This window comes from Nocardia sp. CDC160 (assembly GCF_035818795.1).
In the GTDB taxonomy this organism is placed as follows: Bacteria; Actinomycetota; Actinomycetes; order Mycobacteriales; family Mycobacteriaceae; genus Nocardia.
The window spans coordinates 61,747-86,201 of sequence record NZ_JAYKYT010000010.1; the positions used below are offsets into that span (position 1 = coordinate 61,747).

24 protein-coding genes are annotated in these 24,455 nt (G+C 62.7%); 12 read left to right on the forward strand and 12 right to left on the reverse strand.

Features of this window, described 5'->3' with window-relative positions; all coding sequences use genetic code 11:
- Nucleotides 1-74: 74 nt before the first annotated feature.
- Nucleotides 75-635: a TetR/AcrR family transcriptional regulator gene (locus tag VMT40_RS37080; protein WP_326364337.1), complete on the forward strand. Its 561-nt coding sequence runs from the start codon at nucleotides 75-77 to the stop codon at nucleotides 633-635.
- Nucleotides 636-950: 315 nt separating this feature from the next.
- Here the strand turns inward: VMT40_RS37080 and VMT40_RS37085 are convergent, their stop codons facing one another.
- The 5 genes from VMT40_RS37085 to VMT40_RS37105 form a co-directional block, all read right to left on the reverse strand.
- Nucleotides 951-1,970, reverse strand: coding sequence for a fused (3R)-hydroxyacyl-ACP dehydratase subunits HadA/HadB (locus VMT40_RS37085; protein ID WP_326364338.1), 1,020 nt, complete (start codon nucleotides 1,968-1,970; stop codon nucleotides 951-953).
- A 562-nt stretch (nucleotides 1,971-2,532) separates the two neighbouring features.
- On the reverse strand, nucleotides 2,533-2,982 hold the full coding sequence (locus VMT40_RS37090; protein WP_326364339.1) for a nitroreductase/quinone reductase family protein: 450 nt from the start codon (nucleotides 2,980-2,982) through the stop codon (nucleotides 2,533-2,535).
- 10 nt (nucleotides 2,983-2,992) lie between these two features.
- On the reverse strand, nucleotides 2,993-4,510 hold the full coding sequence (locus VMT40_RS37095) for a multicopper oxidase family protein (protein WP_326364340.1): 1,518 nt from the start codon (nucleotides 4,508-4,510) through the stop codon (nucleotides 2,993-2,995).
- The gene (locus tag VMT40_RS37100; protein WP_326364341.1) at nucleotides 4,507-4,890 is read right to left on the reverse strand and encodes a hypothetical protein; all 384 of its coding nucleotides are present in this window, start codon (nucleotides 4,888-4,890) and stop codon (nucleotides 4,507-4,509) included. The genes VMT40_RS37095 and VMT40_RS37100 overlap by 4 nt, the downstream gene beginning before the upstream one ends.
- Entirely contained in the window at nucleotides 4,887-5,705 is an 819-nt protein-coding gene (locus VMT40_RS37105) for an NmrA/HSCARG family protein (RefSeq protein ID WP_326364342.1), read from the reverse strand. Before VMT40_RS37105 ends, VMT40_RS37100 begins: the two co-directional genes overlap by 4 nt.
- An 82-nt stretch (nucleotides 5,706-5,787) precedes the next feature.
- On the opposite strand from VMT40_RS37105, the gene VMT40_RS37110 reads away from it, so the two are divergent.
- Complete coding sequence (locus VMT40_RS37110) at nucleotides 5,788-6,210, forward strand: MarR family winged helix-turn-helix transcriptional regulator (RefSeq protein ID WP_326364343.1); 423 nt, start codon at nucleotides 5,788-5,790, stop codon at nucleotides 6,208-6,210.
- 116 nt (nucleotides 6,211-6,326) lie between these two features.
- Nucleotides 6,327-7,103 carry an enoyl-CoA hydratase/isomerase family protein gene (locus tag VMT40_RS37115; RefSeq protein WP_326364344.1) on the forward strand — a complete coding sequence of 259 codons (777 nt, stop codon included), beginning with the start codon at nucleotides 6,327-6,329 and terminating at the stop codon, nucleotides 7,101-7,103.
- A 124-nt stretch (nucleotides 7,104-7,227) separates the two neighbouring features.
- On the opposite strand, the gene VMT40_RS37120 is transcribed toward VMT40_RS37115, so the two are convergent.
- From VMT40_RS37120 to VMT40_RS37130, 3 genes are all read right to left on the reverse strand, one after another.
- Complete coding sequence (locus VMT40_RS37120) at nucleotides 7,228-8,109, reverse strand: hypothetical protein (protein WP_326364345.1); 882 nt, start codon at nucleotides 8,107-8,109, stop codon at nucleotides 7,228-7,230.
- Between the two features lie 9 nt (nucleotides 8,110-8,118).
- Nucleotides 8,119-8,673, reverse strand: a complete 555-nt coding sequence (locus VMT40_RS37125) for a type VII secretion system-associated protein (RefSeq protein ID WP_326364346.1) — start codon at nucleotides 8,671-8,673, stop codon at nucleotides 8,119-8,121.
- A 259-nt stretch (nucleotides 8,674-8,932) separates the two neighbouring features.
- The gene (locus VMT40_RS37130; protein ID WP_326364347.1) at nucleotides 8,933-9,502 is read right to left on the reverse strand and encodes a helix-turn-helix domain-containing protein; all 570 of its coding nucleotides are present in this window, start codon (nucleotides 9,500-9,502) and stop codon (nucleotides 8,933-8,935) included.
- 120 nt (nucleotides 9,503-9,622) lie between these two features.
- Here VMT40_RS37130 and VMT40_RS37135 point away from each other — a divergent pair, with 120 nt between their 5' ends.
- From VMT40_RS37135 to VMT40_RS37165, 7 genes are read left to right on the forward strand one after another with little or no spacing between them, the layout of a single operon-like run.
- Entirely contained in the window at nucleotides 9,623-10,447 is an 825-nt protein-coding gene (locus VMT40_RS37135; protein ID WP_326364348.1) for an enoyl-CoA hydratase/isomerase family protein, read from the forward strand.
- Nucleotides 10,448-10,460: 13 nt separating this feature from the next.
- Nucleotides 10,461-11,210 carry an SDR family NAD(P)-dependent oxidoreductase gene (locus tag VMT40_RS37140; RefSeq protein ID WP_326364349.1) on the forward strand — a complete coding sequence of 250 codons (750 nt, stop codon included), beginning with the start codon at nucleotides 10,461-10,463 and terminating at the stop codon, nucleotides 11,208-11,210.
- Nucleotides 11,200-12,420 (forward strand): mandelate racemase/muconate lactonizing enzyme family protein, encoded by a 1,221-nt coding sequence (locus VMT40_RS37145; protein WP_326364350.1) that lies wholly within the window; start codon nucleotides 11,200-11,202, stop codon nucleotides 12,418-12,420. Before VMT40_RS37140 ends, VMT40_RS37145 begins: the two co-directional genes overlap by 11 nt.
- Nucleotides 12,421-12,476: 56 nt before the next feature.
- Complete coding sequence (locus VMT40_RS37150) at nucleotides 12,477-14,003, forward strand: hypothetical protein (protein ID WP_326364351.1); 1,527 nt, start codon at nucleotides 12,477-12,479, stop codon at nucleotides 14,001-14,003.
- A 6-nt stretch (nucleotides 14,004-14,009) separates the two neighbouring features.
- Nucleotides 14,010-14,900: an SMP-30/gluconolactonase/LRE family protein gene (locus tag VMT40_RS37155; protein WP_326364352.1), complete on the forward strand. Its 891-nt coding sequence runs from the start codon at nucleotides 14,010-14,012 to the stop codon at nucleotides 14,898-14,900.
- Nucleotides 14,901-14,913: 13 nt separating this feature from the next.
- Complete coding sequence (locus VMT40_RS37160; RefSeq protein WP_326364353.1) at nucleotides 14,914-15,774, forward strand: fumarylacetoacetate hydrolase family protein; 861 nt, start codon at nucleotides 14,914-14,916, stop codon at nucleotides 15,772-15,774.
- A 53-nt stretch (nucleotides 15,775-15,827) separates the two neighbouring features.
- On the forward strand, nucleotides 15,828-16,502 hold the full coding sequence (locus VMT40_RS37165) for an SDR family NAD(P)-dependent oxidoreductase (RefSeq protein WP_326364354.1): 675 nt from the start codon (nucleotides 15,828-15,830) through the stop codon (nucleotides 16,500-16,502).
- A gap of 128 nt (nucleotides 16,503-16,630) precedes the next feature.
- Here the strand turns inward: VMT40_RS37165 and VMT40_RS37170 are convergent, their stop codons facing one another.
- Nucleotides 16,631-16,771, reverse strand: a complete 141-nt coding sequence (locus tag VMT40_RS37170) for a hypothetical protein (RefSeq protein WP_326364355.1) — start codon at nucleotides 16,769-16,771, stop codon at nucleotides 16,631-16,633.
- Between the two features lie 231 nt (nucleotides 16,772-17,002).
- Between VMT40_RS37170 and VMT40_RS37175 the strand changes: the two genes are divergently transcribed.
- Both VMT40_RS37175 and VMT40_RS37180 read left to right on the forward strand, forming a co-directional pair.
- Nucleotides 17,003-17,239, forward strand: coding sequence for a hypothetical protein (locus VMT40_RS37175; RefSeq protein WP_326364356.1), 237 nt, complete (start codon nucleotides 17,003-17,005; stop codon nucleotides 17,237-17,239).
- A gap of 195 nt (nucleotides 17,240-17,434) precedes the next feature.
- Nucleotides 17,435-18,742, forward strand: coding sequence for an ADP-ribosyltransferase (locus tag VMT40_RS37180; RefSeq protein ID WP_326364357.1), 1,308 nt, complete (start codon nucleotides 17,435-17,437; stop codon nucleotides 18,740-18,742).
- 1,041 nt (nucleotides 18,743-19,783) lie between these two features.
- On the opposite strand, the gene VMT40_RS37185 is transcribed toward VMT40_RS37180, so the two are convergent.
- From VMT40_RS37185 to VMT40_RS37195, 3 genes are all read right to left on the reverse strand, one after another.
- Nucleotides 19,784-21,433 carry a WXG100-like domain-containing protein gene (locus VMT40_RS37185; RefSeq protein WP_326364358.1) on the reverse strand — a complete coding sequence of 550 codons (1,650 nt, stop codon included), beginning with the start codon at nucleotides 21,431-21,433 and terminating at the stop codon, nucleotides 19,784-19,786.
- A 328-nt stretch (nucleotides 21,434-21,761) separates the two neighbouring features.
- Nucleotides 21,762-23,366 carry a DUF885 domain-containing protein gene (locus VMT40_RS37190; protein WP_326364359.1) on the reverse strand — a complete coding sequence of 535 codons (1,605 nt, stop codon included), beginning with the start codon at nucleotides 23,364-23,366 and terminating at the stop codon, nucleotides 21,762-21,764.
- A 31-nt stretch (nucleotides 23,367-23,397) separates the two neighbouring features.
- Nucleotides 23,398-24,156, reverse strand: coding sequence for a Clp protease N-terminal domain-containing protein (locus VMT40_RS37195; protein WP_326364360.1), 759 nt, complete (start codon nucleotides 24,154-24,156; stop codon nucleotides 23,398-23,400).
- Nucleotides 24,157-24,455: the final 299 nt, after the last annotated feature.

The window sequence follows — 24,455 nt, forward strand, 5'->3', positions numbered from 1 at the left end:
GATCTTTCCAGTGGAAAGATTGAACATCAACCGGATGCATCTTGTCAATGGTTAGATCGAGGTAGGGTTAGTTGGTGACCAACAACAAGCCTTACCACCACGGTGACCTGCGTCGAGCCATGCTTGCAGTTGCCGTGGCCGCGATTGACGAGCAAGGTCCGACGTCGGTCAGCCTCCGTGACTTGGCCCGACGGGCGGGGGTTTCTCATGCCGCTCCGGTGCATCACTTCGGTGATAAGGCCGGATTGCTGACGGCGTTGGCCACCGAGGGATTCGACCTACTGGCCGACTACTTGGCGGATGCGGTGGGGCGCGGAATCGTGGAATTGGGTGTCCGCTACGTGCGTTTCGCGACCGATCATCGAGCGCACTTCGAGGTCATGTTCCGTCCGGACCTCTACCGTGCCGACGACCCAGACGTCTCGCGGGCGGGAGATCGCGCCTATTCGCTGCTGGCTGAAGGAATCGGAGCAGAGGTCGATGAGGCGGAGTTCGGATCGGCGGTCGTGGCGGCTTGGTCCTTGGTGCATGGCTTCGCGACGCTATGGAACGTGCACATGATGCCGTCGGATGTTGTGGCTGATCCAGCAAAAGGTGCGCGAGTGATCGGGGAACTGTTTGCTCGTGCTTTGTAATGGAACTTGGAGATTGTCGGTCGGACGGTTTCGCGCCAATCGACCACCCGGCCGAATCTGTCAGTCGCCGCGCGTGAAAGTTATTGCGCGACCTTGAAATGCAAGGTTGCACGTCTCGATGGTGAAGCCTCGGCAGACAATTTTTTTTCCTACTTCTTCTCGGCATGCGCGCTGCACTCGTGGACGAGTTCCGGAAACCACCCCAGAGCTGGACTGCATTACAGTTCGAACCCCTTGTGCTGGGCTCCCATCATTCGAAATCGCTGGCTATGACCACTGGTGTGCTGGCAGCCTTCGGAGTTGTAGAGGCACAGGTTATGCGAGGCGGACATCGGCGGTGGCGAGGCCGAAAACCTTGCGTCCGCTGGACTTTGCGACGAGAGAGACTACTGCGGTCCGGGTCTCGGAGTCGACCGATTTGATGCGGCCGGTGAACTCGAGGCTTCCAGCGGAGGCGGCTTCGATGACTGTGTAGTTCGACAGCCTGACCCTGTATCTAGTCATCGCACTCGGATCGGCGAGCCATGCGGTGACAAATCCTGCTCCCAGGCCCATTGTGAGCATGCCGTGGGCGATCACATCCGGAAGGCCCGCCAGCGCGGCGACGGCGTCATGCCAATGGATCGGGTTTACATCGCCGGAGACCCCGGCGTAATTCACCAAATCCCCACGCGTCAGCCTAACGGTGCGAGCAGGAAGCTCGTCGCCGACCGCGATGTCCTCGAATCGGATTGCGGTGCGGGGGACGCGCGTGCGTGAGATCGACGAAAGGTTCGCAGCAGTCGCTGTATTCGGAGCGCTCGTCGGCATTCCCTCCGCGGCCGTGTCGAGTCCACTCATGATCACACGCTCGATCATGTCGCTGATGCCGACGTCGACGTGGTCGATGGTGATGCCGACCAGCGTGGTGTGCATGACCTGCACAACTTCGCCGGTCTGGTCGATGAAGGTATTGGTTACAGTGATCAGGTCCTTGCCTGCGATTTTGCGCACCGACGAGAGCTCGACATCGCTGACCAAGCGGTCGCCAGTGAGCACTGGCTTGTACATTTCGAAGACCTGATCGGTCTGCACGACCGCGTCGTAGCCGGCAGTCGTCACGATCTCGAGAAGCCGACGATTGGCCACCGCCGCGACGGTTGAAAGAAACGTTGGCGGTGCGATCAGGCCGGTGTACCCGAGCTCGCCAGCAGCGTCCTCACTCCAGTGCGCCAGGTGGAAATCCTGCACCGCTCGCGCATACTCGCGAATCTTCTCCCGCCCCACCTCGTAGAAGTCGTCCGTGCGATAGCCATACCCCACCAGCCCAGCAACATCGAACAATACCTTCACCAAGCCCTCCTCCGTCGGATTGCCTTCAGTACTCGTAACCCGCACCGGTGGAACCGAGTTCACGAGTGAAGCCCACCCTCTCACACACCATGTTTCGAGCCGAGGAGAACAAGCGCCCGCCTCACAAGATGCATTCGGCCGCAGTCGATTTGCGTAGATCAGATCCGATTACGGCATCCCCGACACCTGGGCTCTGTGTCGCCGCTCAGGTCAAGCCTCGAGCCTGTTCTCCCCGCCGTTTCGAATGGCACAGTCGGGTGAAATGACCTCGGTCCGTTGATCTTCGGAGGGCTGACTCGTCGGGTTCGGCCGGTGCGGTCGAAGGCGAGCAGACGTGTCAACCGACTCGCCGAAAGTGGGGCGCTGATCAGCCGCTGCGTCAATTGGTGTTCGACGGATTCGTCGTCCCCGCCACGAGTGTGCCCTGTGGCATGGTCGAGGCAGCGCGCCGCCGTTGGGGCGCGAGCGTTGGCTGCGGGTGTCGGCGCCTGGTTGTTGTGAATGTGGACCCCTGTTCACGATGTCACCGAGTTCGCCGGCGAACCAGAGGAACGAGAAGAGGCGGTCACGGCGTAGGGCGAAAGATGACGATCGGAAATGTGCGGGTGGTGCGTGCTTGCAGGCCCTGGTAGATCTGAGGGGCGGACGTGACGAGTCGTGCCCACAACTCGTCGCGTGTCTGTGGGTCGACAATCTCGGCGACGGCCGTCATTGTGCGGTCTTTCACCTGAATCGTGACCTGTGGTTGCGTTCGCACGTTGTGGTACCAGCCTGGTTGGGTATCGCGGCCGCCATTGGTGGCCGCGACAATGTAGGTCGAGTTGCTGGCGAGATAGCTCACCGGCACTGTGCGTCGCTGTCCGGATCGGCGGCCCGTGGTGGTCAACAGCATGATCGAGGTGCCGTTCATCGAGCCTGCGAGACGACCGCCGCTGAGTCGATACAGTCCGATGAGTACCGGCAGCATGACCTTCAGTGCCAGCTCCTCAGCACGACTGCTGGTGGAGCGTGTCATGGTTTCCTCCCTATCGATGGGTGACAAGTGTTGCCATCATGGCCATGTCCTCGTGTTCGAGGTTGTGGCAATGGATCAGATAACGGCCCGTGTAGTCGCCGAAACGGATCGCGATTTCGGCCTCCTCGCTGGCGCCGAGATTCAGGGTGTCCTTGCGCCCCAGGTCGGTTGGTCTGGGCGGGCGGCGGTTTCGAGACAGCACTTGGAATTGATCGAGATGGACGTGCACCGGGTGATTGAAATTCGTTGTCAACCGCCATATCTCGACCTGTCCAAGCTTGACGTCAGCGTCGACCAACAGCGGGTCGAACGGGCGACCGTTGATAAGCCATGCGTCCCTGGCTCGGTCCTGCCGGAAGTCGAACGATCGATGCGTCGCGGTTCGTGTGTCGATCTGCTCGACGTCCGCGAGGCGATCCGGTATCCGGGAGGTGTCGGTCACCGTGCGGGTGATTCGTAGGCGCAACACGGGAACAGTGCTGCCGGTCCCGAGGTCGTTGACCACGGTGAGTTCGTCGCCGACCCGGTAGCCAGACAAATCCAACACTGTGTCGATACGTTCTCCGGGTGCGATATCGAAGGCGTCGAGGTGCTGCGGTGCGCCCAGCAAGCCTCCGTCCGAACCGATCTGAATGAAGTTCGGTGCCTCTCGGTGGGTGCCGTGCAGGACGAGTCGGTAGACGCGAGCATTGCTGGCATTGAGCCACCGCAGGCGATACCGTGCGGCGGCGACGGAGTAGAGCGGCCAGGGGACTCCGTTGACCAGCACGACATCACCGAGCATTCCCTGGGAGTGGTGGCCGGGTTCCATGCCGGAATAGAGGAATGACCCATCGGATCCGAAAGACCTGTCGCACAACAGCAGAGGCAGATCGTAGTCCTCGCGAGGCAGCCCCAGCGAGTCCTCAATGTCGTCGCCGATCAGATGGAAGCCCGCCAGTCCGCGCCACACGGTGGCGCCTGTATGGCCCATGCGGTGGTCGTGGTACCAGAGGGTGGCGGCGGGCTGTTGATGGGGATAGACGTAGTCGCGGCTGCCCTGGGTGATCCTCGCCTGGGGATCGTCGGGATCCATTGTGGGGGCCGGGCTTCCCTCCGGGTAGAGCAGGTCGGTGGGGTAACCGTCGTATTCGGCGGGGGTGTGCCCGCCATGCAGGTGCACTACCGTCGGTTCCGGCAATTCGTTGCGGTGGGTCACCACCGCGGTACGACCACGGGTGGCCTTCAGCGTGGGTCCGGGGAATAGTCCGTTGTAGCCCCATATTTCGGTCAAGTGTCCGGGAATGATCTGCACATGCGCGCGCAGCTGCGTGAGCTGGTAATAGTCGGTGGTCGAGTCTTGTCGCTGCGGCTCGAGAACCGCCGGAATTGTCCCCGGCAGGGTGAATGGCTCCGGCAAGGCGAGCTCGCTGCGTGCCATCTCGCCGACCTGACGCGCCCCAGACAGTTCCCATGTCAACCCGGCTCCGGCGGCGGCCGCGATCGCCGCCAATCCGAGTACGCGCCGGCGGGTCAATCTGCCGCTCACCGCGCCAACTCCACGACAGGGCGGGTGCGCCACGACCAGACCGTCACCATCAACAGGCTGGTCACGATTGTGATGCCGAGCGGAACATGCCATGCCAGGCGGTTGGACTCACCCAGCCATCTCTGGATGCCCAAGGCCACCTGAACAGCTGCGATGGTGAGGATCGGCCACCAGGGTCCGTGTGACAGTTGCCGATCGAGGAGCGCTGCGAGGAGGAACACCAGTGTGATCAGCGCGAGGACGCCGCCGTTGCCGGCGTGCACACCAAGGGCGTCATAGTTGCCCGCCAGGAACTTGCCGGCCAGCATAGCCTGGACGATGGCGTCCGCTGCTGCCGCCGTCGCCACCATCCGCACCGCCCACCGCGCGGCGATGCTCATCCTTTGGCCTGTTGGGTGAACCACTGCTCGAACGTGAGCAGACCCGGGTGACGGCGGCGCAGATCTGCGATGTCGGCCTGGTATCCGGACTCGCCGAACCAGAAGAACATTCGCGACTCCGGTCCCATCGCACGCAGCAGCCACTGCGGCATACGTCGCCAGTATTTCTTGCCGGTGAAGCGGGCCATCTGCGGAACGGTCAACTCGTCGCCCGCCAACTCCAGTGTCTCGCCGATGTAGGTCGCTGGGCTGGCGAAGGCCAGAGCGGCGAAAATCCCGATGTCGCGAACCGCGATCATCTGCAGGGTTTTCGAGTCACCCAGTGTCGCCGACATCATCGACATCCCCATCGTCGCCGCGCCAGGCATGGTGAAGCCCTCCATGTAGCTGGACGGTCGCAGGACCGTGGCAGGCAACCCGCTCTGTCGCAGGTGCTTTTCGACCTCCCACTTGCTGTCGAAGTGCGGGATGCCGCGGACTCGCTCCACGCCGCCGACAGACGAGTAGACGAAATGCTCGACGCCCGCCTGTACTGCGGCATCGATCAGGGACACGCCGCGCGCGGTCTCCTTCTTGCCGCGCTGTTGCACCCCGAAAACCCCATAGGCGCCCTCCAGGGCGGGAGTCAGTGTTTCAGGCCGATCCAGATCGGCTTCCACGGGCTCCACTCCGCGAACCGCCAGAGCCTTGGCCGCGGCACTGTCAGCCTTCCGCGTCAGGGCTCGTACCCGCCATGGCGTGCCGGATGCCAGCAGCGCATCCACCACCGCGCCACCCTGATGACCTGTCGCGCCTGTGACCACGATCGTCTTCATGTCCACCTCCAGTTACTTACCTACCAGATAGTTACATCTTCCATTATTACTGACTTCTCCTATTTTGGCTACACTAGGCCTCATGACACATGTGACGGCCACCGAACTGGGCGAACTGCTACACCGCGCCTCCGGCTCCTTCGCCCGCCGTGGCCTCGCGGGCTTCGCCGAGCACGGCCTATCCCCAGCACGGGTTCGACTGGTGGTGGCGGTCGGTGAAACGCCGGGGATCCGGATGCGGGACCTGGCCGACCAGCTGGGCGTCACCGCCCGCGCCGTCACCCCCCTGGTCGACGGACTGGAAGCCGAGGGTCTGATGCTGCGCAATCCGGATCCAGCTGATCGGCGCGCGTTTCGGTTGCGCCTGACCGAGGCGGGAGAATCTCTACAAGCAGTGATATCCGACCTGCAGGAAAGGGTCAGCTCCGATATTTTCGGCGCTCTGGATCAATCCCAACGCGATCAGCTGGCCGAGTTGCTCCGCAAGCTCATCGCCGGAATCTGACGGCTATGCGCCCACTCACGGCTTCCCGACCGATACCACTCAAGCCTCTGAGTGTTCTGCCAGCAACGATCTAGGAGAACCAGATGCCTCTCTGGCGCATAGCACGGGGTAAGCAGGTGGCCGTCTTGACTTATCATCATCCACCGCGAAACTTCCTGACCTTCCATGGCCTCGCTGAACTTGGCAATCGGTTGGGAGATCTTGCCGAGGACGATTCGGTGCGTGTCGTCGTGCTGGAGAGTGCGGTGCCCTCCTTTTTTGCAGCGCACGCGGACCTGGACGAGCTTGCGGGGTTGGCCGTCGGCGCACCGCCCGAGGCACGCGCCTGGTGCGACACGTTCCGGCGTATCGAAGACATTCCGCAACCGGTAGTAGTCGCCATCGATGGACAGGCGTGGGGCGGTGCGGTGGAACTGAGCCTGTCGGCTACGTTCCGGATAGCCAGCGAACGCGCACACTTCCGACTGCCCGAAATCGGTCTCGGATTCCTTCCCGGTGCCGGAGTTACCCGACGGCTCTCCCGTCTCCTCGGTGCCAGGGCTGCCGCCGGTGTGGTGCTGAGCGGACGAGTGATCGATGCCGAGGAGGCGCTGCGGCTCGGACTCGTCCAGCGAGTCCTGCCGACGGCCACATTTGCCGCGGACGTACTCGACCTCGCGGAGCAGATGGCTGTCTTTCCGCGTGCAGAGCTGGCTGCTGGGAAGGAAGCCATCATCCAAGGCGAACAGCTACCGGTATCCGACGGCCTGAAACTCGAGGGACGCCTGTTCGCCGAGCTGCTGCGGCAGACTGAGAGTCGAGCACTGGATGCAGCGGTCCGACACGCCGACGAGATTGCATCCGGTCGCACACATGTGGCCTTCGGCGACCTCCGCGTTCAAGTTTCACGGTGAATCATGGTGTCGTTTTCGTCACTGGAGTCAGCAGGTATGAGCAATGTGTACTTCTCCCGGCTGGTCGATCGGGCTCTGTCGGCTGAAAACCAGCTGACGTAGTTAGGACCTGCTGCCTCGGGCGCTAGGGCGGGTCCGATCCGGTAGTTGGGGGAGGGACCGTCGCGATCGGCGATGTGGGAGCGCCTGAGGCACCCGTCACCTGTGCGGCTCCGAGGTTGGCCTCTCCCGTAACCGGGTTTGATGGCCAGATGACCTCGTTGATGAATCCGTGCACGCTGCCGGTGAGAGCGCCCGATTCGTGCAGGTGTGCGGCCGTGCCCTCCAGTGCGGAGCCGTCGGGAGATCCGGCGTTGCACGAGATCAGCACCAGGTCCTTGTCCTTGGTGGCCCCAGCGGCTCGGGTGAAGTATCTGTTGGCCTCGAGCAACTTGCCGTATTCGGTTCCGTCCAGGCTGACGATTGTGCTCCGGCGCCGGAATGGAGTTCGGATGGTGACCTTAACGTCGTACGAAGTCGCCGTGCCGTGGGCGTGTGCGTAGATGGTGTCGCGGTCGGCCCAAGGCGTCGCAACATACGGACCGAAAGCCCACATGTGCTTGACGCCGTCACCGTCGTCTGTAGGAATCTTCTCGACGTCCTGGTATTTGATGGCGGCGTTCCGTGTCGGCATGCGAGCCCACTGACGGAGTTCTTCGGCATCGTCGGCTTTCGACGGGAACGATACACCGATGACCTCGCCGTCGGAGGTTCGCAGCGGGATGCTGCGCACCTGACGTGCGTTGAAGCGTACGGAGTTCCCGCTGCGATCTGTGCCATGTAGGTCGATATCGTTGTCGCGCCACGATATTCGGACGGCGCCGTCGACGTTGGCCAAGTCCTGGGTGGCCACTCCGATTCGCTCACGGGTGTCGAGCAGGCGGGCGCCGATCGTATCGGCCCCCTCCTTCAAGGCCTGACTGATCCGCTTGCTGACCTGCTCGAACTGGAATGCGAGTCTACCCATCAGTGACCGTCATTCAACGTGACGCAGCGCTTTGGCGACGAGCCGGAACTGGGCCGGTCCACCGGGATTGAACAGGATGTCCGCACCTGGCGGTGTTAGCTCGGGCAGGCAATCGCCGGTGATAGACAGCCAGCGGTCTACATTCACCCGCCGTTTGTGTACCTCGGCAGTGACCACCGCGACGCACGGCGCCCCGTCTGGGGCGCGACACGGCCGCGGCGCGCCACGCTCGTCGCATCCGATCTGTAGGACTGCGCCGAGCACCATGGGGACGATCCGGTGGCCGACATCCTCGCCTGCGGCGAAAAGGCGCAGAACCGCGTCAAGGGGATCGGTGGGCGTGGCTCCATCGTGCGGGCGATAATGCGGATTGGGCTGGAACGGGCCGGGTCGGCCGTTCTCACCAAGCCTCCAGCCGCCGACCATTGCTCCCGACGGGAGTGGAGACTCCGCATCCCATTCCGGTTCCGGAAGGATGAGCCATACGCTGTCGCTGTCGGGACCGCGACGAGCGTCGTTTGCGATCGGACCCGCCGGTTCCTCTCGAATTCGCCCTCGGTCCATAGAACTATCCAATTGCTCGTTATACCTGCCCCGCAGCCTATGCCGATAGCACACGCTCAGGGCGATGCTAGTGCTGTCGGTGGTGGGGGCCTCGCCGCGTTCGAATGTGCGCTGATCCTGGAGCGTCAGCTCGAAGGTATCGCAGCCCCCAAGGCCTGCGGCGGTCTACAGGAAGAGCTATCTGCCACATGTCGGTCGTCGGGTTTCCGAACACCTACAGTCCAGGTCCAGACGACGAGATCAGAATGGTTTAGCAGCTCTACGAGTCGCAGTGCCAGCCCTCGGTGAAGAGGGCCAGGAACCGGTGCGAGGACAGTCCGACGGGTAGCTGGCCCAACCACGCTGCCGCATTGGCGGTGGCCAGTATTTCGTGTGTTTGCAGGTCCGATCGCACCTGGCCGGCGTTTCGGGCACTGGTCAGCAGGTTGGTAGCGGCGCTGCCGAGCCTGCTGCAGGCCTCGTGCAACGGCGAGGTCGGATCCTGCAGCGAACTCTGTACCGCGCCGGGCAGGCCGACGTAGGCGTTCAATGCGTCGACCAGTTCGCACATCCAGGTGAAAAGACCGTCGTCCGCGCCAGTCAGGGTGTGGGCGCGCGCCGTGAGGTGGTCGAACAGGTCGCGGACCACCGCCTCCAGCAGGGCTTCCCGGTTCGGGAAATGCCGATACAGCGTCGCGATATTCACACCAGCCCGGCGAGCCACCTCCCGCAGCGACGCATCGACGCCCTCGGTCGCGAAAGTGGCGCGCGCAGCGTCCATCAGCTGGTCACGGTTGCGCCGACCGTCGGCGCGCATCGCCACGTCGGTCGCTCGATCCGGGGTGTTCATGACATCCATCCTTGCGTCGATGATCGCCCACTTGCCAAACGAAGCACTGCTTCGTATAGTCGAAGCAGTGCTTCGGTTAGTAATTCAGGATAGCTGGACCAATCTCAGAAAGGTATTTCGATGCCCAAAGAACTCGACGACTGGCATGCCCAAGTCGGTGGTTTCGTCGCACGCCCGAATTTCGACACCTACGCCGAGAAGTACGCCGATTACTTCGTCATGCAACGCCGTAATGGCATCATCGAGCTGCGAATGCACACCGACGGCGGACCCGCGCGATTCGGTTTCGCCATGCACAACGCGTGGGCGCAAGCATGGCAGGAGATCGGCAACGATCCCGACAACGAGGTGCTGATCCTCACCGGGACAGGCGACCAGTGGCTCGGAGTACCAGACCCGACGGGCGCCGGTCCCGCGGATGCCACGCGGCCCAAGGACTTCGCCTACGAGCACGGTTTCTACGACATGACGAAACTGCTGGAGAACTTCGTGTTCGGCATCGACATCCCAACGATCGCGGCCATCAACGGACCGAGCATCGCGCACACCGAGTTCGCTCTGCTCTCTGATATCACTCTCGCCGCAGAGACGGCGACCATAATCGACCCTCACCTGCTGGCCGGCAGCGCACCGGGTGATGGCCAGCAACTGACCTTGCAGGAACTCATCGGCACCAAACGAGCCGCCTACCATCTCTACACGGGCCTACCCATCGGGGCCCAACAGGCCCTGGAACTCGGGCTGGTCAACGAGGTCCTACCCGCCGACCGCCTGCTGCCACGTGCCTGGGAGCTTGCCGAGATGATCGTGAGCCGCCCCCGCACCGCACGGCGGCTGACGCACGCTATCGCGCAGCGTCCTTGGAAGCGACGGCTGGTGCAAGACTTGGGATTCGGTGCCGCGCACGAAGCATTCGGCTTGTACGCCGACGGCATCATGCATTAGCGAGGAACCGATCGTGCGCAGCGGGTTGACCGATCGGGTGGCGGTCGTGACCGGTGGCGGCCGCGGTATCGGCGCCGCCATCGGCGAAGCATTGCATGCGGCGGGAGCGTCGGTGGCCGTGGTCGACATCGATACCTCCGGGGCGCAGGGGTTGGTGCGCCGGTCAGCCGGCCGCGTTCGTTGTTACACGGTCGACGTGACCGACGAAGAGTCGGTGCGCCGGGCGGCCGATCGGGTGACCGACGAGTTCGGAAGTTGTGACATCCTCGTCAACAACGCCGCCGTGAGTATGCCGAGTCCCACCGTCGACACTGGTTATGGCGACTGGGAGCGTGTGCTGAGGGTGAACCTGTCGGGTGCGTTCCTATGGACCCGACAGGTGCTACCCGCGATGCGTGACAAGGGTTTCGGTCGCATCATCGGCATCGCCTCCATGAGCGCCAAGACCGCGCCGCTATACGGCGACAACGTCTCCTACGCGGCATCCAAAGCCGGAATGATCGGAATGACCCGTAATGTCGCGATCGAGGTTGCACGCTGGGGCATTACCGTCAACGCGATCGCCCCTGGCATCGTCGACACCGACCTGTTCCGACAGTCACATTCACCCCAGCGTCAAAGCGATCTGGCGAACAAGATACCGATCGGCCGCTTGACCACTCCCCAGGAGATCGCCGCACTCGCAGTGTTCCTGTCCTCGGACGCGGCCGCCTCCATCACCGGCGAGACCGTCAACGTGAACGGAGGACTCTATGTCGACTGAATTCGATCAGCTTGCGAGGCAACACGATCAGGATATCCGCGTGGCCGCGATCGAGGTGGTGGCGCTGGCGGCACCGTTCGCCGATGCGTACGGCGGCATCGACAATGTTCCGCATTGGCTGACCCATCCCGCCGCCAGCCATCGGGTGTTGCCCCGGCTTGGGCAGTACACCACGCTCGTGTTCGTGCATGCTGACGACGGCACTATCGGAGTCGGTGAGGCATACGGTTTACCAGCGCCCGAGGTCACCGCCACTGTGATCGATCGGATCATCGCCCCGCTGCTGCTCGGCACCGATGCGATGTCCAGCGTGTCGGCGTGGGAAACGATGTATCAGGCGCAGGCAGCGCTCGGGCACAACCGTGGCTTCTACATGGAAGCGCTGTCGGGAGTGGATTTGGCACTGTGGGATCTGCGGGGAAAGGCGCTGGGGATGCCGGTGTACCGGCTCCTGGGCGGTCCGATCCGCCGATCAGTGGAGTGCTACGCCAGTCCCGTCCCGCTGCTCGACGAGCCGGCCGAATCCGCTCGCCGCGCCGTAGAATTCGCTGCGCAGGGGTTTCGCGCGATCAAACTCAAACTTGGTCGCGGTGTCGGCATCGACCTTGCGCATGTGGCCGCGGTGGTCGAGGCGGTCGGGGAGGGCGTCGAGGTGCTCGTCGACGCCAATTGCAGCTATCACCTCGACGCCGCAACCCGGCTCGGCCGAGGGCTGGCCGAACTCGGTGTTTCCTGGCTGGAAGAGCCACTAACGGTAGACGACCTCGATTCGCTGGCCGAATTGCGTCACCGGACCGGTTTGACGATCGTCAACGGCGAGACCCACTTCACGCGTTATGACGTTCGAGATTCACTGACCTGGGGAGCAATCGATGTCGTCATGCCGAACCTGACCCGGTGCGGCGGCCTCACCGAGGCGCTGCGGATAGCCGCGCTGGCGGGGACGTTCCATGTCGACGTCTCGCCACACGGCGTCGGGTCGGCGGTGGCGATGCACGCGGCACTACACTATCTGGCCTCGGTTCCCAACGCCCGACGCTACGAATACAACCAGTTACCCAACGCTCTGCGACACCAGCTGGTACAGCAGGCCCCGCTCTACGAATCCGGACGGCTGAGCGTGCCCGATGGTCCCGGTCTCGGATTCGAGCTCGACCCGGAAGTCGTGGACCGATACACCGTAAACCGTAGCCGGTGGCCTCGCGCGTGACTTCCCGCAGCGATTTTCGTCCAGAGTTGGAACGCCCGATTCACAGGTAGGAATCCATGTCCGACAATCCCGTTGATACCACGCTCGACGCACCCACTATCCGGTTCATCGACGACCTCGCACGACACGAAGCGGAACGTATCGCCGCCTACCATTACCCCGAGCAACGGCCCGCGAGAGTCGAACCGGCCTCCGAGCGGTCCCGGATCGTCGTGCACACCGACGCACCCAAACAGCTAATCACCGGTATCGGATTCGAGATCATGTCGGATTCGATAGGGTCGGGTAACCTGGGCATCCCCGAGGAGACGACCAGTGTCCCGCATGACCTGACTCCTGCCGAACGCCAGCGGCTCTACCGGGAGATGCTGTCGGGCTTCCGATACTGTCGGCTGGCCGGCGGTCTGTTCGTCCGAGGTACCGACGCCGAGCGCAAACACCTGCGGCCCCGATGGCCTACACAATTCGACGAGTTGCGCGAGATGATCGAGGTCGCCGGGATCGAAGGTGTTTCCTACGAATACTGGTCCCCGCAACCATATTGGAAGACCAGCGGATCCTATATCGGGATCGACCATGACCAGGACGGCCTGCGCTGCTTCGGGCCCGATTTCGCCGACGACCCCGAGTATCACGGAGACGTCGACCGGTTCCTCGCCGACTTCGCGGCCTCACGTGTCCAAGACCTGCGCACCCTCGACGAGGCCGGAATACCGGTGGCCATGTGGGGAATGCAGAACGAACCCTTCTTCTACAGCACCTGGCCCGGATGTTCCTATCGCCCAGAGGATTACGTGCGGGCATTTCAGGCCGTGGCTCCGGCCGTCCGCGCGTATAACCCGCGCATCGCCATCCTCGCCGACACCGGCCTGTCCTGGGATTTCCGTTTCATCAGGCCGGTACTCGACGACCCCGCCCACCACAACCTGGTCGACATCCTGGTGATGCACCTGGTCGGTTCGGACTCCAAGCACATCCGCCCGCCCAGCGAGCCGACCGGCAAACCTCGGATGAACAACGAGTTCGAATACCTGCAGGGGCCGGCGACACCGGCACGCTGCTTAAACACAGTGCAGAACATCATGAATTGGTTCCAGCTCGCTGACGCACCGTCCTGGTTCTGGATCCACGCACTCAAACCGCTCGGCCACGAGGAAGCCAGCGGCTACTCGCTGGGCCTGTGGCAACCACACGGGCACAACGGGACCAACCTCCCCGAGTTGCCCCCGGGACATTGGACGTGGAATCCCTACAACTGGCATGCCGTGGGCAGCTTCGTCCGGCACATGCCCTGGGACTGCCGCTCGGTCACCGTCGAGGAACCCGACGGCTCGGACGACGATCTGCGGGTCTGCGCCTTTACCCGGCCGGACGGCAAACTCACTGTGGCGCTGTCCAATCGCTCCTTCCGCTCGCATACCTACCACGTCGAGACCAACCGCGGAGCCGAGTTCCGCGGCTTTCGGTACACCCCGGACTCAGCCGGGGAACAGTGCCGCGGAGTACCGATCGGGACGTGCCACGGACCGGACCTCAGCATCGAAATACCCGATATGGCTTGGGAATTCTGGGAAGAAGTGTGACCTCTCATGATCGCAACGCCAAAGGTCGCCACTGATAGGACCCATGTATTAGCTGAAGGCCCTTTCTGGGATCCGGCCCGGCAGCAGGTGCTATGGGTCGACACGCCGCAGGGCGATATCTACCTCGGAACACTCGACAACGCAGACAACATCACAGTTACCGAGATCCTGCATCTCGATGAGACTGTCAGCGCCGTCACAGCCACCATGACCGGCGAGCTCGTTGTCGCCGGCACCGAGCGCCTCTACACGGTGGCTGCGGGCCGATTCAGTCCTGGGCCTATGGTTCTCGGTCTCGACCACCGCCGCCGGCTCAACGATGCCAAGGCCGACCCTGTCGGCCGATATCTCGTCGGTACGGCCTGTGTCGACGGCCCATCGGACTCGGAGATGCTGGTGTGTGTCGGCACAGATGGGCTGATCACTGTCATCGACGATGACCTCAGCCTCGCCAACGGGCTGGTGTGGAGTCCGGATGGCCGCCTGCTGTACAGCATCGACTCCTCACGGGGAGTGGTGTTTCGCCGCCACTATGATCCGGCGACCGGTGCGACGGGCCAACGTGAGATTTTCATCCGGTTCCGCCGCGGATTGCCCGACGGAATGACCATCGATTCCGAACATCATCTCTGGATCGCCGTGTGGGGACTGGGCCAGGTCCAGCGCTACTCACCGCAGGGACATCTGGTTCAGGCGATCGAGGTTCCCGCCCCTCACACCTCCAGCGTCGTCTTCGCCGGACCTCGACTCGAGACCCTGGTCATCACCACCGGCACCCACCGCCTCACTGCCGATCAAGTTGCCCGCTACCCGGACTCCGGCCGGATCTTCACTATCCGCACCGGGATTCGCGGGATTCCCCAGCCACTCGCCACCGGGTTCGGGTCGCCATCATGATCGGAGGCAAGCCGTGAAGCTGTTGCGGATCGGAGCGCTCGGCGCCGAAAAACCCGCCGCTCTTGTAGCGGAAGACTGGTACGTCGACCTCTCCGACGTTGTCACAGACTTCGACGAGTCGTTCTTCGGGTCGGGCGGGATCGCGCGTATACGGTCGATCGTCGCCGAGCGTCACGCCCTTGGGCAAACCCATCGGTTGGGTTCACAACGCATCGGGGCGCCGATCGCCCGGCCGCACCAGATTCTCTGCGTAGGACTGAATTTCCGTGACCATGCCGCGGAGACCGGCCAGCCCGTGCCCAGGGAACCGATCCTGTTCACCAAGTCGCCCAATACCATGGTCGGACCTTACGACGACGTCCGTATCCCGCGCGGTGCGACGAAGACGGACTGGGAAGTGGAACTGGGCGTTGTCATCGGCACGCGTAGTAGTTACCTGGAATCCGACGAGGCCGCCAGGGCTGCGATCGCGGGCTGGGTGCTGGTCAACGACATCAGCGAACGTGCTTTTCAGCTGGAACGCAACGGTCAATGGCTAAAAGGGAAATCGTCGGAGACGTTCAATCCGGCAGGTCCGTGGCTGGTGACAACCGATGAGATCGAACGCATTTCGTCGCTGCACATGTGGCTCGATGTCAACGGGGTTCGACGGCAGGACGGCACGACCGCTGCGATGATCTTCCACCCGTACACCATCGTGCGTTACATCTCGCAGTTTCTGGTTCTGGAACCCGGAGACCTGATCAACACCGGCACACCACCTGGGGTTGGAATGAGCTTCGACCCGCCGATCTGGTTGCAGCCGGGAGACGTCATGGACCTCGGCATCGACGGCCTCGGGCGACAGCGGCAGAAAGTAGTGGCACCGCGATGACAACTCACACGCAGCACGCGGAAGCGGGAGGAACAACCGGGGATTCGGCGTCTGTGCGGACCGCTGTGATCACCGGTGGTGCGGGCGGGCTCGGTGCCGCGACCGCAGCCAAACTTCGCAGCGACGGGATCAAAACCGTCACCATCGATATCGCCGCAGGCGCCGACATCTGCGTCGACATCACCGACGTAGCTGCGCTACGCACGGTCGCGGACCACCTTGGAGCCGTTGACATTCTGGTCAACTCGGCGGGCGTCGTCGGATCAAGCCTGCCGATGCTCGACACCCGGCTCGAGCAGTGGCGCACGGTATTCGAGGTGAATCTCCTCGGCGTGGTTGCGGCTATGCAGGCGTTCGTGCCAGGCATGGTGGCGCGCGGGTGGGGACGAGTAATCAACATCGCCAGCATGGCCGGCAAGGATGGAAACCCCAACCTGTCGATCTACTCGGCATCCAAGGCCGCTGTCATCGCCCTGACCAAAGCCGCGGGTAAGGAATTGGCCACCTCAGGCGTGTTGATCAACGCGATCGCCCCTGCAGTGTTCGCAACACCGATGAACGACAACACCTCCCCGGAGGTCCTCGCACGGATCACCGGCCTGATACCCATGCAGCGAGTCGGCCGCCCGGACGAACTCGCCGAACTCGTCGCATGGCTTGCCTCGGATCGGATGAGCTTCTCCACTGGCGCGGTCTTCGACATCAGCGGTGGACGCGCTACCTACTGATGCTGTGCTCGGACACGAGTTCCACCGTCACCGCCCGCTGGTACCCGCAGCCTTGGAATGAGATCGGGGGATCGCCTCGGGGCGGTTGCCGGCTCGAACCGATAGAGCATTGCGAGGCGGTGAAACGGTTACGAGGCCAGGACCACGATCGCGCGCCGCACCCGCACCGGTTGCTTGCTGGGGCAGGTGATCTGCTGCAGTCCGGCCATCGTCCAGGGGCACCGGCCGAACGACCATACCTGGCCTACCAGCCACGACACCACATCCACCGGCGCACCACGGCCCGGTCACTACGCTCAATCCGCCAGCCCGATTCCCACATCAACGGTTCCGGACGCGGTACTGGCTCGGGACTCATTCGGCTGTTGTGTCGATGAGGTCGCATGCTTCCCAGCACGGGAACAGTCGGCCAATTGCGTCGCCAACTGATGTGCCGTTAAATGACGGTACATCATTGAGTGCTCTCGAGCTGGTTTCGAGGCGACACTGGAGGAACCCCCATGTTCGGCTACCTGGCCAAGTTCTTCGTCGGATCGTTTATCGCCGTCGCGTTGACCGCATCAGCAACAGCTGTGGCGACGCCTGCACTGGCCGAGCCCAGTTGCCACTCGAGCGACAATCATGGAGGCAACAGGCTCGGCGATGGTCACCACGCCAGCTTTCTTCTTCCCAACGGCGCCGCATTACCGCTAGGTTGCGTCCCGGGCTCTGTGCAACATTCCTGCGGAGATCGTTGAGCTTCGTCTTCGACGCCGTCTCGAAGGAACCGGTTAGTTCAGTGGACGTTCCTCCGAAGAGGCGCGCCGTTACGCGGCAGCGATCGAGCCGGTAATCGGAGGATGAGAGCTGCACCTGCAGGGTAAAGAACGCCGACGATGACGGGTGCGCCCGGGCAAGAGTTGCGACAACAGCTGCAACGGATGGCGGACGGCATGGTTGAGCTGCTGAGCCATCGGACCGGTTCCCATATGCACGACACGCTGGGCGAACTCGCCGAGGAAGTTCGTGCGAGGAGTCGGGAAATCGACAGTATCGACGAACGCGGCCAGCAACTGCTCGAAAGCCATGTGTGTGAGACGGATCAACCGGCGACCATCCACGACACTCATGGAAATGGCGGCCAGAGTCGCTTTTTGAACGATGCGTCCGATCTGCGCGATCGTGTGCGCTCCTCCAGTGCGGATGTCGACTCCGCCGCCACGCGGACCGAACACGCCGCGCTGAAGCGATGCCATGAACAGCTCCGAGTGGATGAGCGCCCCCTGGGCCCGGAGACATTCGATCATCCCGAAGAACTGCCGCGGGATGGACCGAACCGCACCAGCTTTCCGCCGGGGGTTCGGCTCTGGGGTGGATATCTACACTTCGAAACAAGCGCAGCAGCCGAGCAATACGGCGAGGAATTTCTCGGCCCGATCCGTGACGCCTTGCCGACGGATCAGCTTGATGCTGTTCGGAAGTTCACCGAGTGGTCGTATCCTTTCCGTCTCTTGCGGGATACGGATCCAACAGCAAGGGTGAGGCAGTGGATCAACGCGCAACGCGTTTACGAAGACTTGATCCCGATCACCGGGGAGAAGCCGGTTCCGACGACTGCTCTACTGAGATTGTTGGGCTCCAGAGATGATATCAGCGACCTACAGAGAATGCATGTATTCTCTATATTGAGAAGTCCCAGCCCGCAAGGGAAAATAGATCAGATCTGGCTCGACTCATTTATTTGCAGGCGTGCTGAGAATTTTCTCGGCGAGCCCCCCAGTGTCGGGGCTGTGACTAGGCTTGCGGAGGTGATACGCAATGCGGTAGATGTCCCTATTCCTGATCCTGTTCATGCAATTCGAGAGCTGCGAGACATCGACTTTATTGTCGACATAAATGGTATAAGAATAGGTTCACGGCCAATCAATGAAGAACTGCTGGAGTCGTTACATGGAGCAGCTCAAACCGAACTGGGTTTCATGTCGACAAGTCTGGGGCCAGATCGTGCCCAGGTTGACGCTGATGAATCGAAGCACGCCGACAAGGATTTGTCCAAGATCGACAAGGAGCAGAGGGAGGCTAAGCATGTGTTGGCGATTGACATACCACGGGGCAGCCACGGTCTGTGGATAGGCTCGCGAAGCGTTTATCCAGAACAGCGCGAGCTCCTCTTGGCGCCAAAGACTCGATACGTGATCACAGGGGCAAGGCCCAACGACTTGGGTGGGTTAACCCTCAACGCAGAGGTTATTCACAGATAGTGGCCGGGACGAGCGAGCAGTGCGGTCGACCCAATCAACCACGGGGGCTGGCCACGCGAGAGAGATGGGATCGATGTCCAATTCTGATGAGTACCCAATATTCGAAGGATACGAAAGGTGGACCAGAAAACCCTTGGTCTATCTACCGGTGGTATTGCGAGGCGAGTTGATAGGGTATTTGTGGGGCTCCAAGTCCTACACCTCGGCGGGGTTTGCGCGGCGCTTCCCGGTCCCCGGGCCGCCCCTAGATTCCCTGCTCTTCTGGGAAGAACGGCTCGATAGCTGCTATCGCCAAGGGCTGACCCCACTGCAAGCCGTCAGGCGGTGGATTGGTGTTCCGGAAGACGCCGTCGGAGGCGGGATACCTGATACCCGTGAACGAGAAGCGCCCAGCCTGCTAGCGCTGTGGCGTCAGCTCAACCCGACCGGCCCTCCGCTTGGAGTTGGGCCGAATATCCAGGACGGGATGTTCGATGACGGTACGCCTCTGGACCGCGCCGACGGATGGAGTCCACTGGCCGGTGCGCCACCTCCGCGGACATATCACGCCGAGACCGATGCGGCCGTCCGGTACCTGATTGTCATGAAAGATGGTGCACCGATCGGCTATATATGGTCCTCCATCTCAGGTGACGCCGCCGGATATCTGCCTAATGCTACTGCAGGCTGTTCAGGTAGAAGGGCCGAGGGACTCTGGAGAATGAGACTCAACGATGCATACTCGCGGGGCGAATCGTCTCGCGTTGCCCTGCAGTATTGCAGGACATTCCTCATGCATCACCTGATGGGTGGCATTGAAGAGGACGCGCCTGAGTACGAAGCGGCGAGCCTTGTCGAACTCCGAAACATCGCTAATCGCACCAGCCGATCTCTGGAAGACCTGTAGTGATTACCTTTCATTCCTGGACCAGGCTTATTCGCTGTTCGCGTGACTTGATTACTAATTCTGTGATTTCGAGAGGCGTTGGTGTCGTAGCCTGTGCGGGACCGCGTCCGTCACTGCGAAGCGATGAGCCGCGGAGGTTGGGTCGCACTGGCCGTTTACTTTTCCGCGACGTGTGCAGAGGAATGCTTGGACTGTTCAGTCTGCGGTGTATCGGGAGTATTCGTGGTCTCAGTTGGCCTGTCGGCCAGCCAGGGTGCTGATCGTGCTTCCGGTTGGGCGAACACCGTGGGCTCGGAACTCGGCGGAGCAGTACGGGCCGCCCATGGCGTGCCAGAGGCGGGGGCCGCTTTTGGAGTGGAGTGTCTACGAACTGCCTTGCTGCGAGCAGACTTTCGCCAGGGGGTGATGCGTTGGTCGGAGCCCCCGCCGGCGCGCGTGGCGGGGTCCGACCGGCTCGGCGCCAACGGATCGTCGGTAACACCCGCCTGCGCAAGGGATTCCAGGAAATCGCGCGCCCGATCCGGCCCCATCGCCGAGTATGGGTCCTCTGAAGCGGCAGCACGCCATGGTGACTGAGGATCGGACACCGGGTTGTGTGTGCGTGTATCGCCGTGGTCGTGCTGGGCAGTGAAGCCAGAGTCGGTCCTTGCCGTCGGTCCATCTGGACTCGTCCCAGCCGTGCCCGCCGCGGGATTCGGCGGCCAGCCATCGGGGCTCGCTGTCACATGACCGCCACCAGTGCGTGAGGTAGGGTCGCTGGTCTCCGGATTCGGTTGCACACCACCGGTTCCCATGTTCGGTAGTGCATCCGGTCTCGGCAATCGGGCTGCGGAAAGGTGCGCCCGATGCCCGGTAGCCTCAGCGGGCCCTTCGAGCACCGGCGTGCGGGAGTGATTGGGCAGATTTCCAGAAGAGAGCGGATATCCAGAAGGGAGATGGGCAGCGCCCTGCACGCCAGTCGAGTCCGTCGTTGATGTGGTGGTCACAGATGGGGGGGTATGTTCTTCCGTCGCGACCCGCGATCCCTCTCCTCTATAGGGATCCACGACATGCATGCCGTCACCACCGTCGTCGAAGGTTGGGGAGGTAAAGTCCAGTCCCGCGACCTTGTCCGCGAAAGCCGATGCCTGACGCCCGATTTCACCGGCCAGCCGGTCCAAGGCATCGCTGTAGTTAATGACCTCGTCTGGTTCGATGTACAGCGGCTGCTCGGTCGATCCGAGCGGCGGACCCAACAGTTCATCCGCGACATCGTCCACTATCCCCCGGACCATGCGGTCGATGGCATGCTCAAGCGGCTCGATCGCCTTTCCGATCACTTCGGACAGGATGTAGCCGATCAGCACCTGCTCCATGACCTGGCAGATCTTGCGGGCGGCGGCGGTGATCGCCTGCTCGATCGCAACGAACAGGCCATCGGTAGCTATTGCAGCGGTCATTGCGGCGGCGTAACTGGCTGCTAGCCCTGCGAGTTCGTCCAGCACCGCGATCTTAGTCATCTTGATCACGACAGCAGCCGTATCCAGAGCAGTGGCCACCACGTGGCACGCCGCGTCCAAGTTGGCCATATGCGACTTCGACATTCGCCCCCAGGCTGCAACCAACGCCCGGTATGAGTATCCGGAGTAGACCTTCCCCATATCCTTGATCACACGATTCGCGGTATCGTGCGTGCTGGCCACGCCGTCCGCGAAGTTCCGCACATGAGCTCCCAGCGCGCGGACCTGATCCTCGTTGATGTCGGGATAGGGCACACCGGCGTAGTTGAGAAACAACGCCACATCGTGCGGAATCTCGACTGCCATGATTCTGCCCTTTCCCAGACAAACTAACGGGACGCGAATCACGACCCGACGAGGGCATGCCAGACATGGTAACTGTCGCTCCGGAATGCGATGTCACTCTGCGGAGCCCTGACCTCATCTCGGCGGTCCCAATCCATTAACGTATGGATCTCGTCGTGGCCAGGCACGTTGGATGACGAGGCGGAAACCGGCGCTCAGCGCCTTCGCCGTAACCTTCGAAGGCCGATCGCCCCGACCGGAAACTAACCACCGAGGTCGGATCCACCTTTAATGCAACAGGCCCGTTCCCAGCACCGCGATTGCGAGATTCGCATTCCCTATTCCCTCGTCATTCCCTCGTCGCGCGGGCTGCAAGGCGCAGGGGTAGCGCGCCGCTGCTGGTGAGCTGGTCGTGGACGTGGCGTTGGGGCGTGGCGTCGGTTTCGGCGACGAGGCTGGCGATTTCAGTGGCGCCTACGAGGTAGGAGGCTGCCTGTGTCGGGTAGGCGAGGTATCGGTCGATTTCGGCGGTGGCGAGCTGATGTGGTAGCCGGACGTTCTCGATGAGGTACGACTCGGCCTGCTCGCAGGTCATGTCGCCGCTGTGGAGGGCAGAGTCGACAGTAGCGCGGGCGGCCCGAACGAGGGCAGAGCCCAAGTGGGCTTGACGCGATTCCGGCTCGGTGAAGTAGCCATGCTGGTGGGCGAGTTGTTCGACGTAGAACCCCCAGCCTTCGTTGAAGAAGGCGCTGGGGAACAGGGCGCGTACGGGGTGTTCGCGAACGGTCGTGGCCATGCGGGTGTGGTGGGCGTGGTGACCTGGATAGGTTTCGTGGATGGTGGTGTTGGCGAAACCGGCAACGCGTTGCGTGGCCAGCAATTTCGGAATGTTCTCCGGTGGGGTGTTTGGTGGTGGAGCGGGGACGAGGAAACATCCCTGCTGGATTGCATGAGTGGATAGCAGGGCTGGGGGCTGGTAGGAGGCGACGGGCAGCAGCGCGAGCTGGAATTCTGGGGTGGGCGCGACATCGCAGTGTTCGTTGTCGGGCAGTGTGAGCAGGCTGTGTTCGATGCAGAACTGTCGTGCTCGGACGACTTCGGTGCGGTAGCGATCCAGCAGCTCTGTGGTGGTAGCGGGGTGGGCCGCAATTTGGGTCGAGGTACGAAGGTCTGGATGGTCGCGGTAGAGCTGGGCCAGCTGTTGCCGGATTTGCCGCATCTGTTGTGTGCCTAATTCGTAGACGTCGTCGGCGGCGAGGCGACTGCCTTCCTTGGTGGCCAGCAGGGCGGTGTACCGGGTTTCGCCGATGACCGGGTCGCCGGTGGCGTTGTCGGCCAGCTTCGTCAGGTAGATCGCAAACTGTTCGTAGGCGTCGGCGGCGATGTCGCCGGCGGTGTGGAGGTGGACATGGTCGGTGGTGTCGTCGAGCCCGACCAGCCCAGCCATGTTGCGGCAGAATGCTGCTCCGGCGCGTGCGTGGTTCGCGGCGCGTCGGAGCAGCCGCTGGCTGGCAAGACTCGGGTCGAGAGCGATGCGGGCCTGGTGCAGCAGTTCCGGCGCTTGCCGAAGCCGAGCCGCTGCATCGCGGGCCAGCTCCGTAGGAGGGCGTAGTCGATGCTGGAACAGTGCTTGGACACCTACTAACGTGGGGCTGGTATAGAGTTCGGCGCTGCGCTGCTCAATGTGCCAGTCACGCAACAGCAGCCGCCCTCGTAGGCCGGCGAGTGCGACCTCGCAGTCCAGCTGTTGGGCGAAGTTGGCCCGGCTACTGTCGACCTCGTCGAGCCTGGACACCCAGCGTCGATCCGCGGCGGCAGATGCCCGGCGACCAGTCTCGGACAGATCGGGCAGGGTCGAGTCGTGCGTGGGATCGGCTCCGAGTCTGCTGGCAGTGACAGGGCTGCGTGTCAGCTCGTCGGTGCAGAAGTCTTGGAGCAGGGCAGTGAGATCCACGTTGATCAGCCTCTTCTCGGGGTGCTCGATGTCATGAGTCGGCCTGTGCTGGCCCGGCCCCGCGCTCCGCTGAGCGCTGCTGTGCGAGTAGGTGCAGGATCTCGGTCTGGGTGTCGGCTGGGCGGACCTCGTATTCGGCGAGAACCTCGGCAGCCATGCCCGCTTGTGTGGTGAGCAGACCCAGCAGCAGGTGCTCGGTGCCAACCCAGTCGTGTCCGAGCTCGAGGGCTTTGCGGGCTGTGAGTTCGAGGGTCTTCTTCCCGCTGAGTGTGAATGGAAGCCGTTCTGGCACTTCGCTGCTGGGATTGGCCAGTCGCATAACCACCGTCGCCTCGAGGTCGTTCACCGCGACACCGCTGGCCTGGAGAGCGAGCACGCCCAGGCTGTGTTTCTGGCGACAGATCCCGAGCAGGATGTGTTCGGTGCCGATGTAGTGATGGTGATGGCTCCGGGCGATATCCTGCGCTGCGGCGATCGCCCGGCGGGCGTCGTCGGTGTAGCGCCCGAAGACCCTTTGCTTCAGCGTGGCCGGTTCCTCGGGAACATCCCGTGGCGCGAAGCGCTTGCGAGCTGCCTGCTTGGTGATACCGATACGCTCGCCGATCTGGGTCCACGACAGGCCTGCCTCACGTGCCTCATCGACGAAGTGCCCTAACAGATGGTCGCCCACCATCTCCAGATCAGCGGCCGTGCGGCACGCGGCCTCCACCCGATCCAACGGTCCGGAATCTGGCTCGGATTCTCGGACGTAGGCGATCAGCGAGGTCAACTGCACTGGATTCGTCGACATGCGACAACTCTAGGTTGTCCGGATCGATAAGACAACCTCAAGTTGTCGCTACCGTGGCTGCCTCGTCGTTGCGTGGTTTGCTGGAAATGTCCCCGCCGAGCGGGCGCGGTTGGTTGTCAAAGCGCGCACCATTACCTCCCATGAGGTTCAAGCGATCCATCTCGGCGTGCCGGTTCCGATGGCGCAACCTGCTGAATCGCACCCGACAACAAGGACATTCCGGAGGATCCCGGGTCGCGATCGCGGTGCCGTCGGCGCTTCTATCTGCTGCGGATTCGTCGGCTCACCAGGGCAGCGAC

Excerpts from the sequence above, each read along its gene's own strand:
- VMT40_RS37090 (WP_326364339.1), bottom strand. The coding sequence starts at position 2,982 with ATGACACGCTCCACCAGCAGTCGTGCTGAGGAGCTGGCACTGAAGGTC.
- VMT40_RS37100 (WP_326364341.1), bottom strand. The coding sequence starts at position 4,890 with ATGAGCATCGCCGCGCGGTGGGCGGTGCGGATGGTGGCGACGGCGGCA.
- VMT40_RS37105 (WP_326364342.1), bottom strand. The coding sequence starts at position 5,705 with ATGAAGACGATCGTGGTCACAGGCGCGACAGGTCATCAGGGTGGCGCG.
- VMT40_RS37110 (WP_326364343.1), top strand. The coding sequence starts at position 5,788 with ATGACACATGTGACGGCCACCGAACTGGGCGAACTGCTACACCGCGCC.
- VMT40_RS37120 (WP_326364345.1), bottom strand. The coding sequence starts at position 8,109 with ATGGGTAGACTCGCATTCCAGTTCGAGCAGGTCAGCAAGCGGATCAGT.
- VMT40_RS37125 (WP_326364346.1), bottom strand. The coding sequence starts at position 8,673 with ATGGACCGAGGGCGAATTCGAGAGGAACCGGCGGGTCCGATCGCAAAC.
- VMT40_RS37130 (WP_326364347.1), bottom strand. The coding sequence starts at position 9,502 with ATGAACACCCCGGATCGAGCGACCGACGTGGCGATGCGCGCCGACGGT.
- VMT40_RS37135 (WP_326364348.1), top strand. The coding sequence starts at position 9,623 with ATGCCCAAAGAACTCGACGACTGGCATGCCCAAGTCGGTGGTTTCGTC.
- VMT40_RS37145 (WP_326364350.1), top strand. The coding sequence starts at position 11,200 with ATGTCGACTGAATTCGATCAGCTTGCGAGGCAACACGATCAGGATATC.
- VMT40_RS37150 (WP_326364351.1), top strand. The coding sequence starts at position 12,477 with ATGTCCGACAATCCCGTTGATACCACGCTCGACGCACCCACTATCCGG.
- VMT40_RS37155 (WP_326364352.1), top strand. The coding sequence starts at position 14,010 with ATGATCGCAACGCCAAAGGTCGCCACTGATAGGACCCATGTATTAGCT.
- VMT40_RS37175 (WP_326364356.1), top strand. The coding sequence starts at position 17,003 with ATGTTCGGCTACCTGGCCAAGTTCTTCGTCGGATCGTTTATCGCCGTC.
- VMT40_RS37180 (WP_326364357.1), top strand. The coding sequence starts at position 17,435 with ATGGTTGAGCTGCTGAGCCATCGGACCGGTTCCCATATGCACGACACG.
- VMT40_RS37185 (WP_326364358.1), bottom strand. The coding sequence starts at position 21,433 with ATGGCAGTCGAGATTCCGCACGATGTGGCGTTGTTTCTCAACTACGCC.
- VMT40_RS37195 (WP_326364360.1), bottom strand. The coding sequence starts at position 24,156 with ATGTCGACGAATCCAGTGCAGTTGACCTCGCTGATCGCCTACGTCCGA.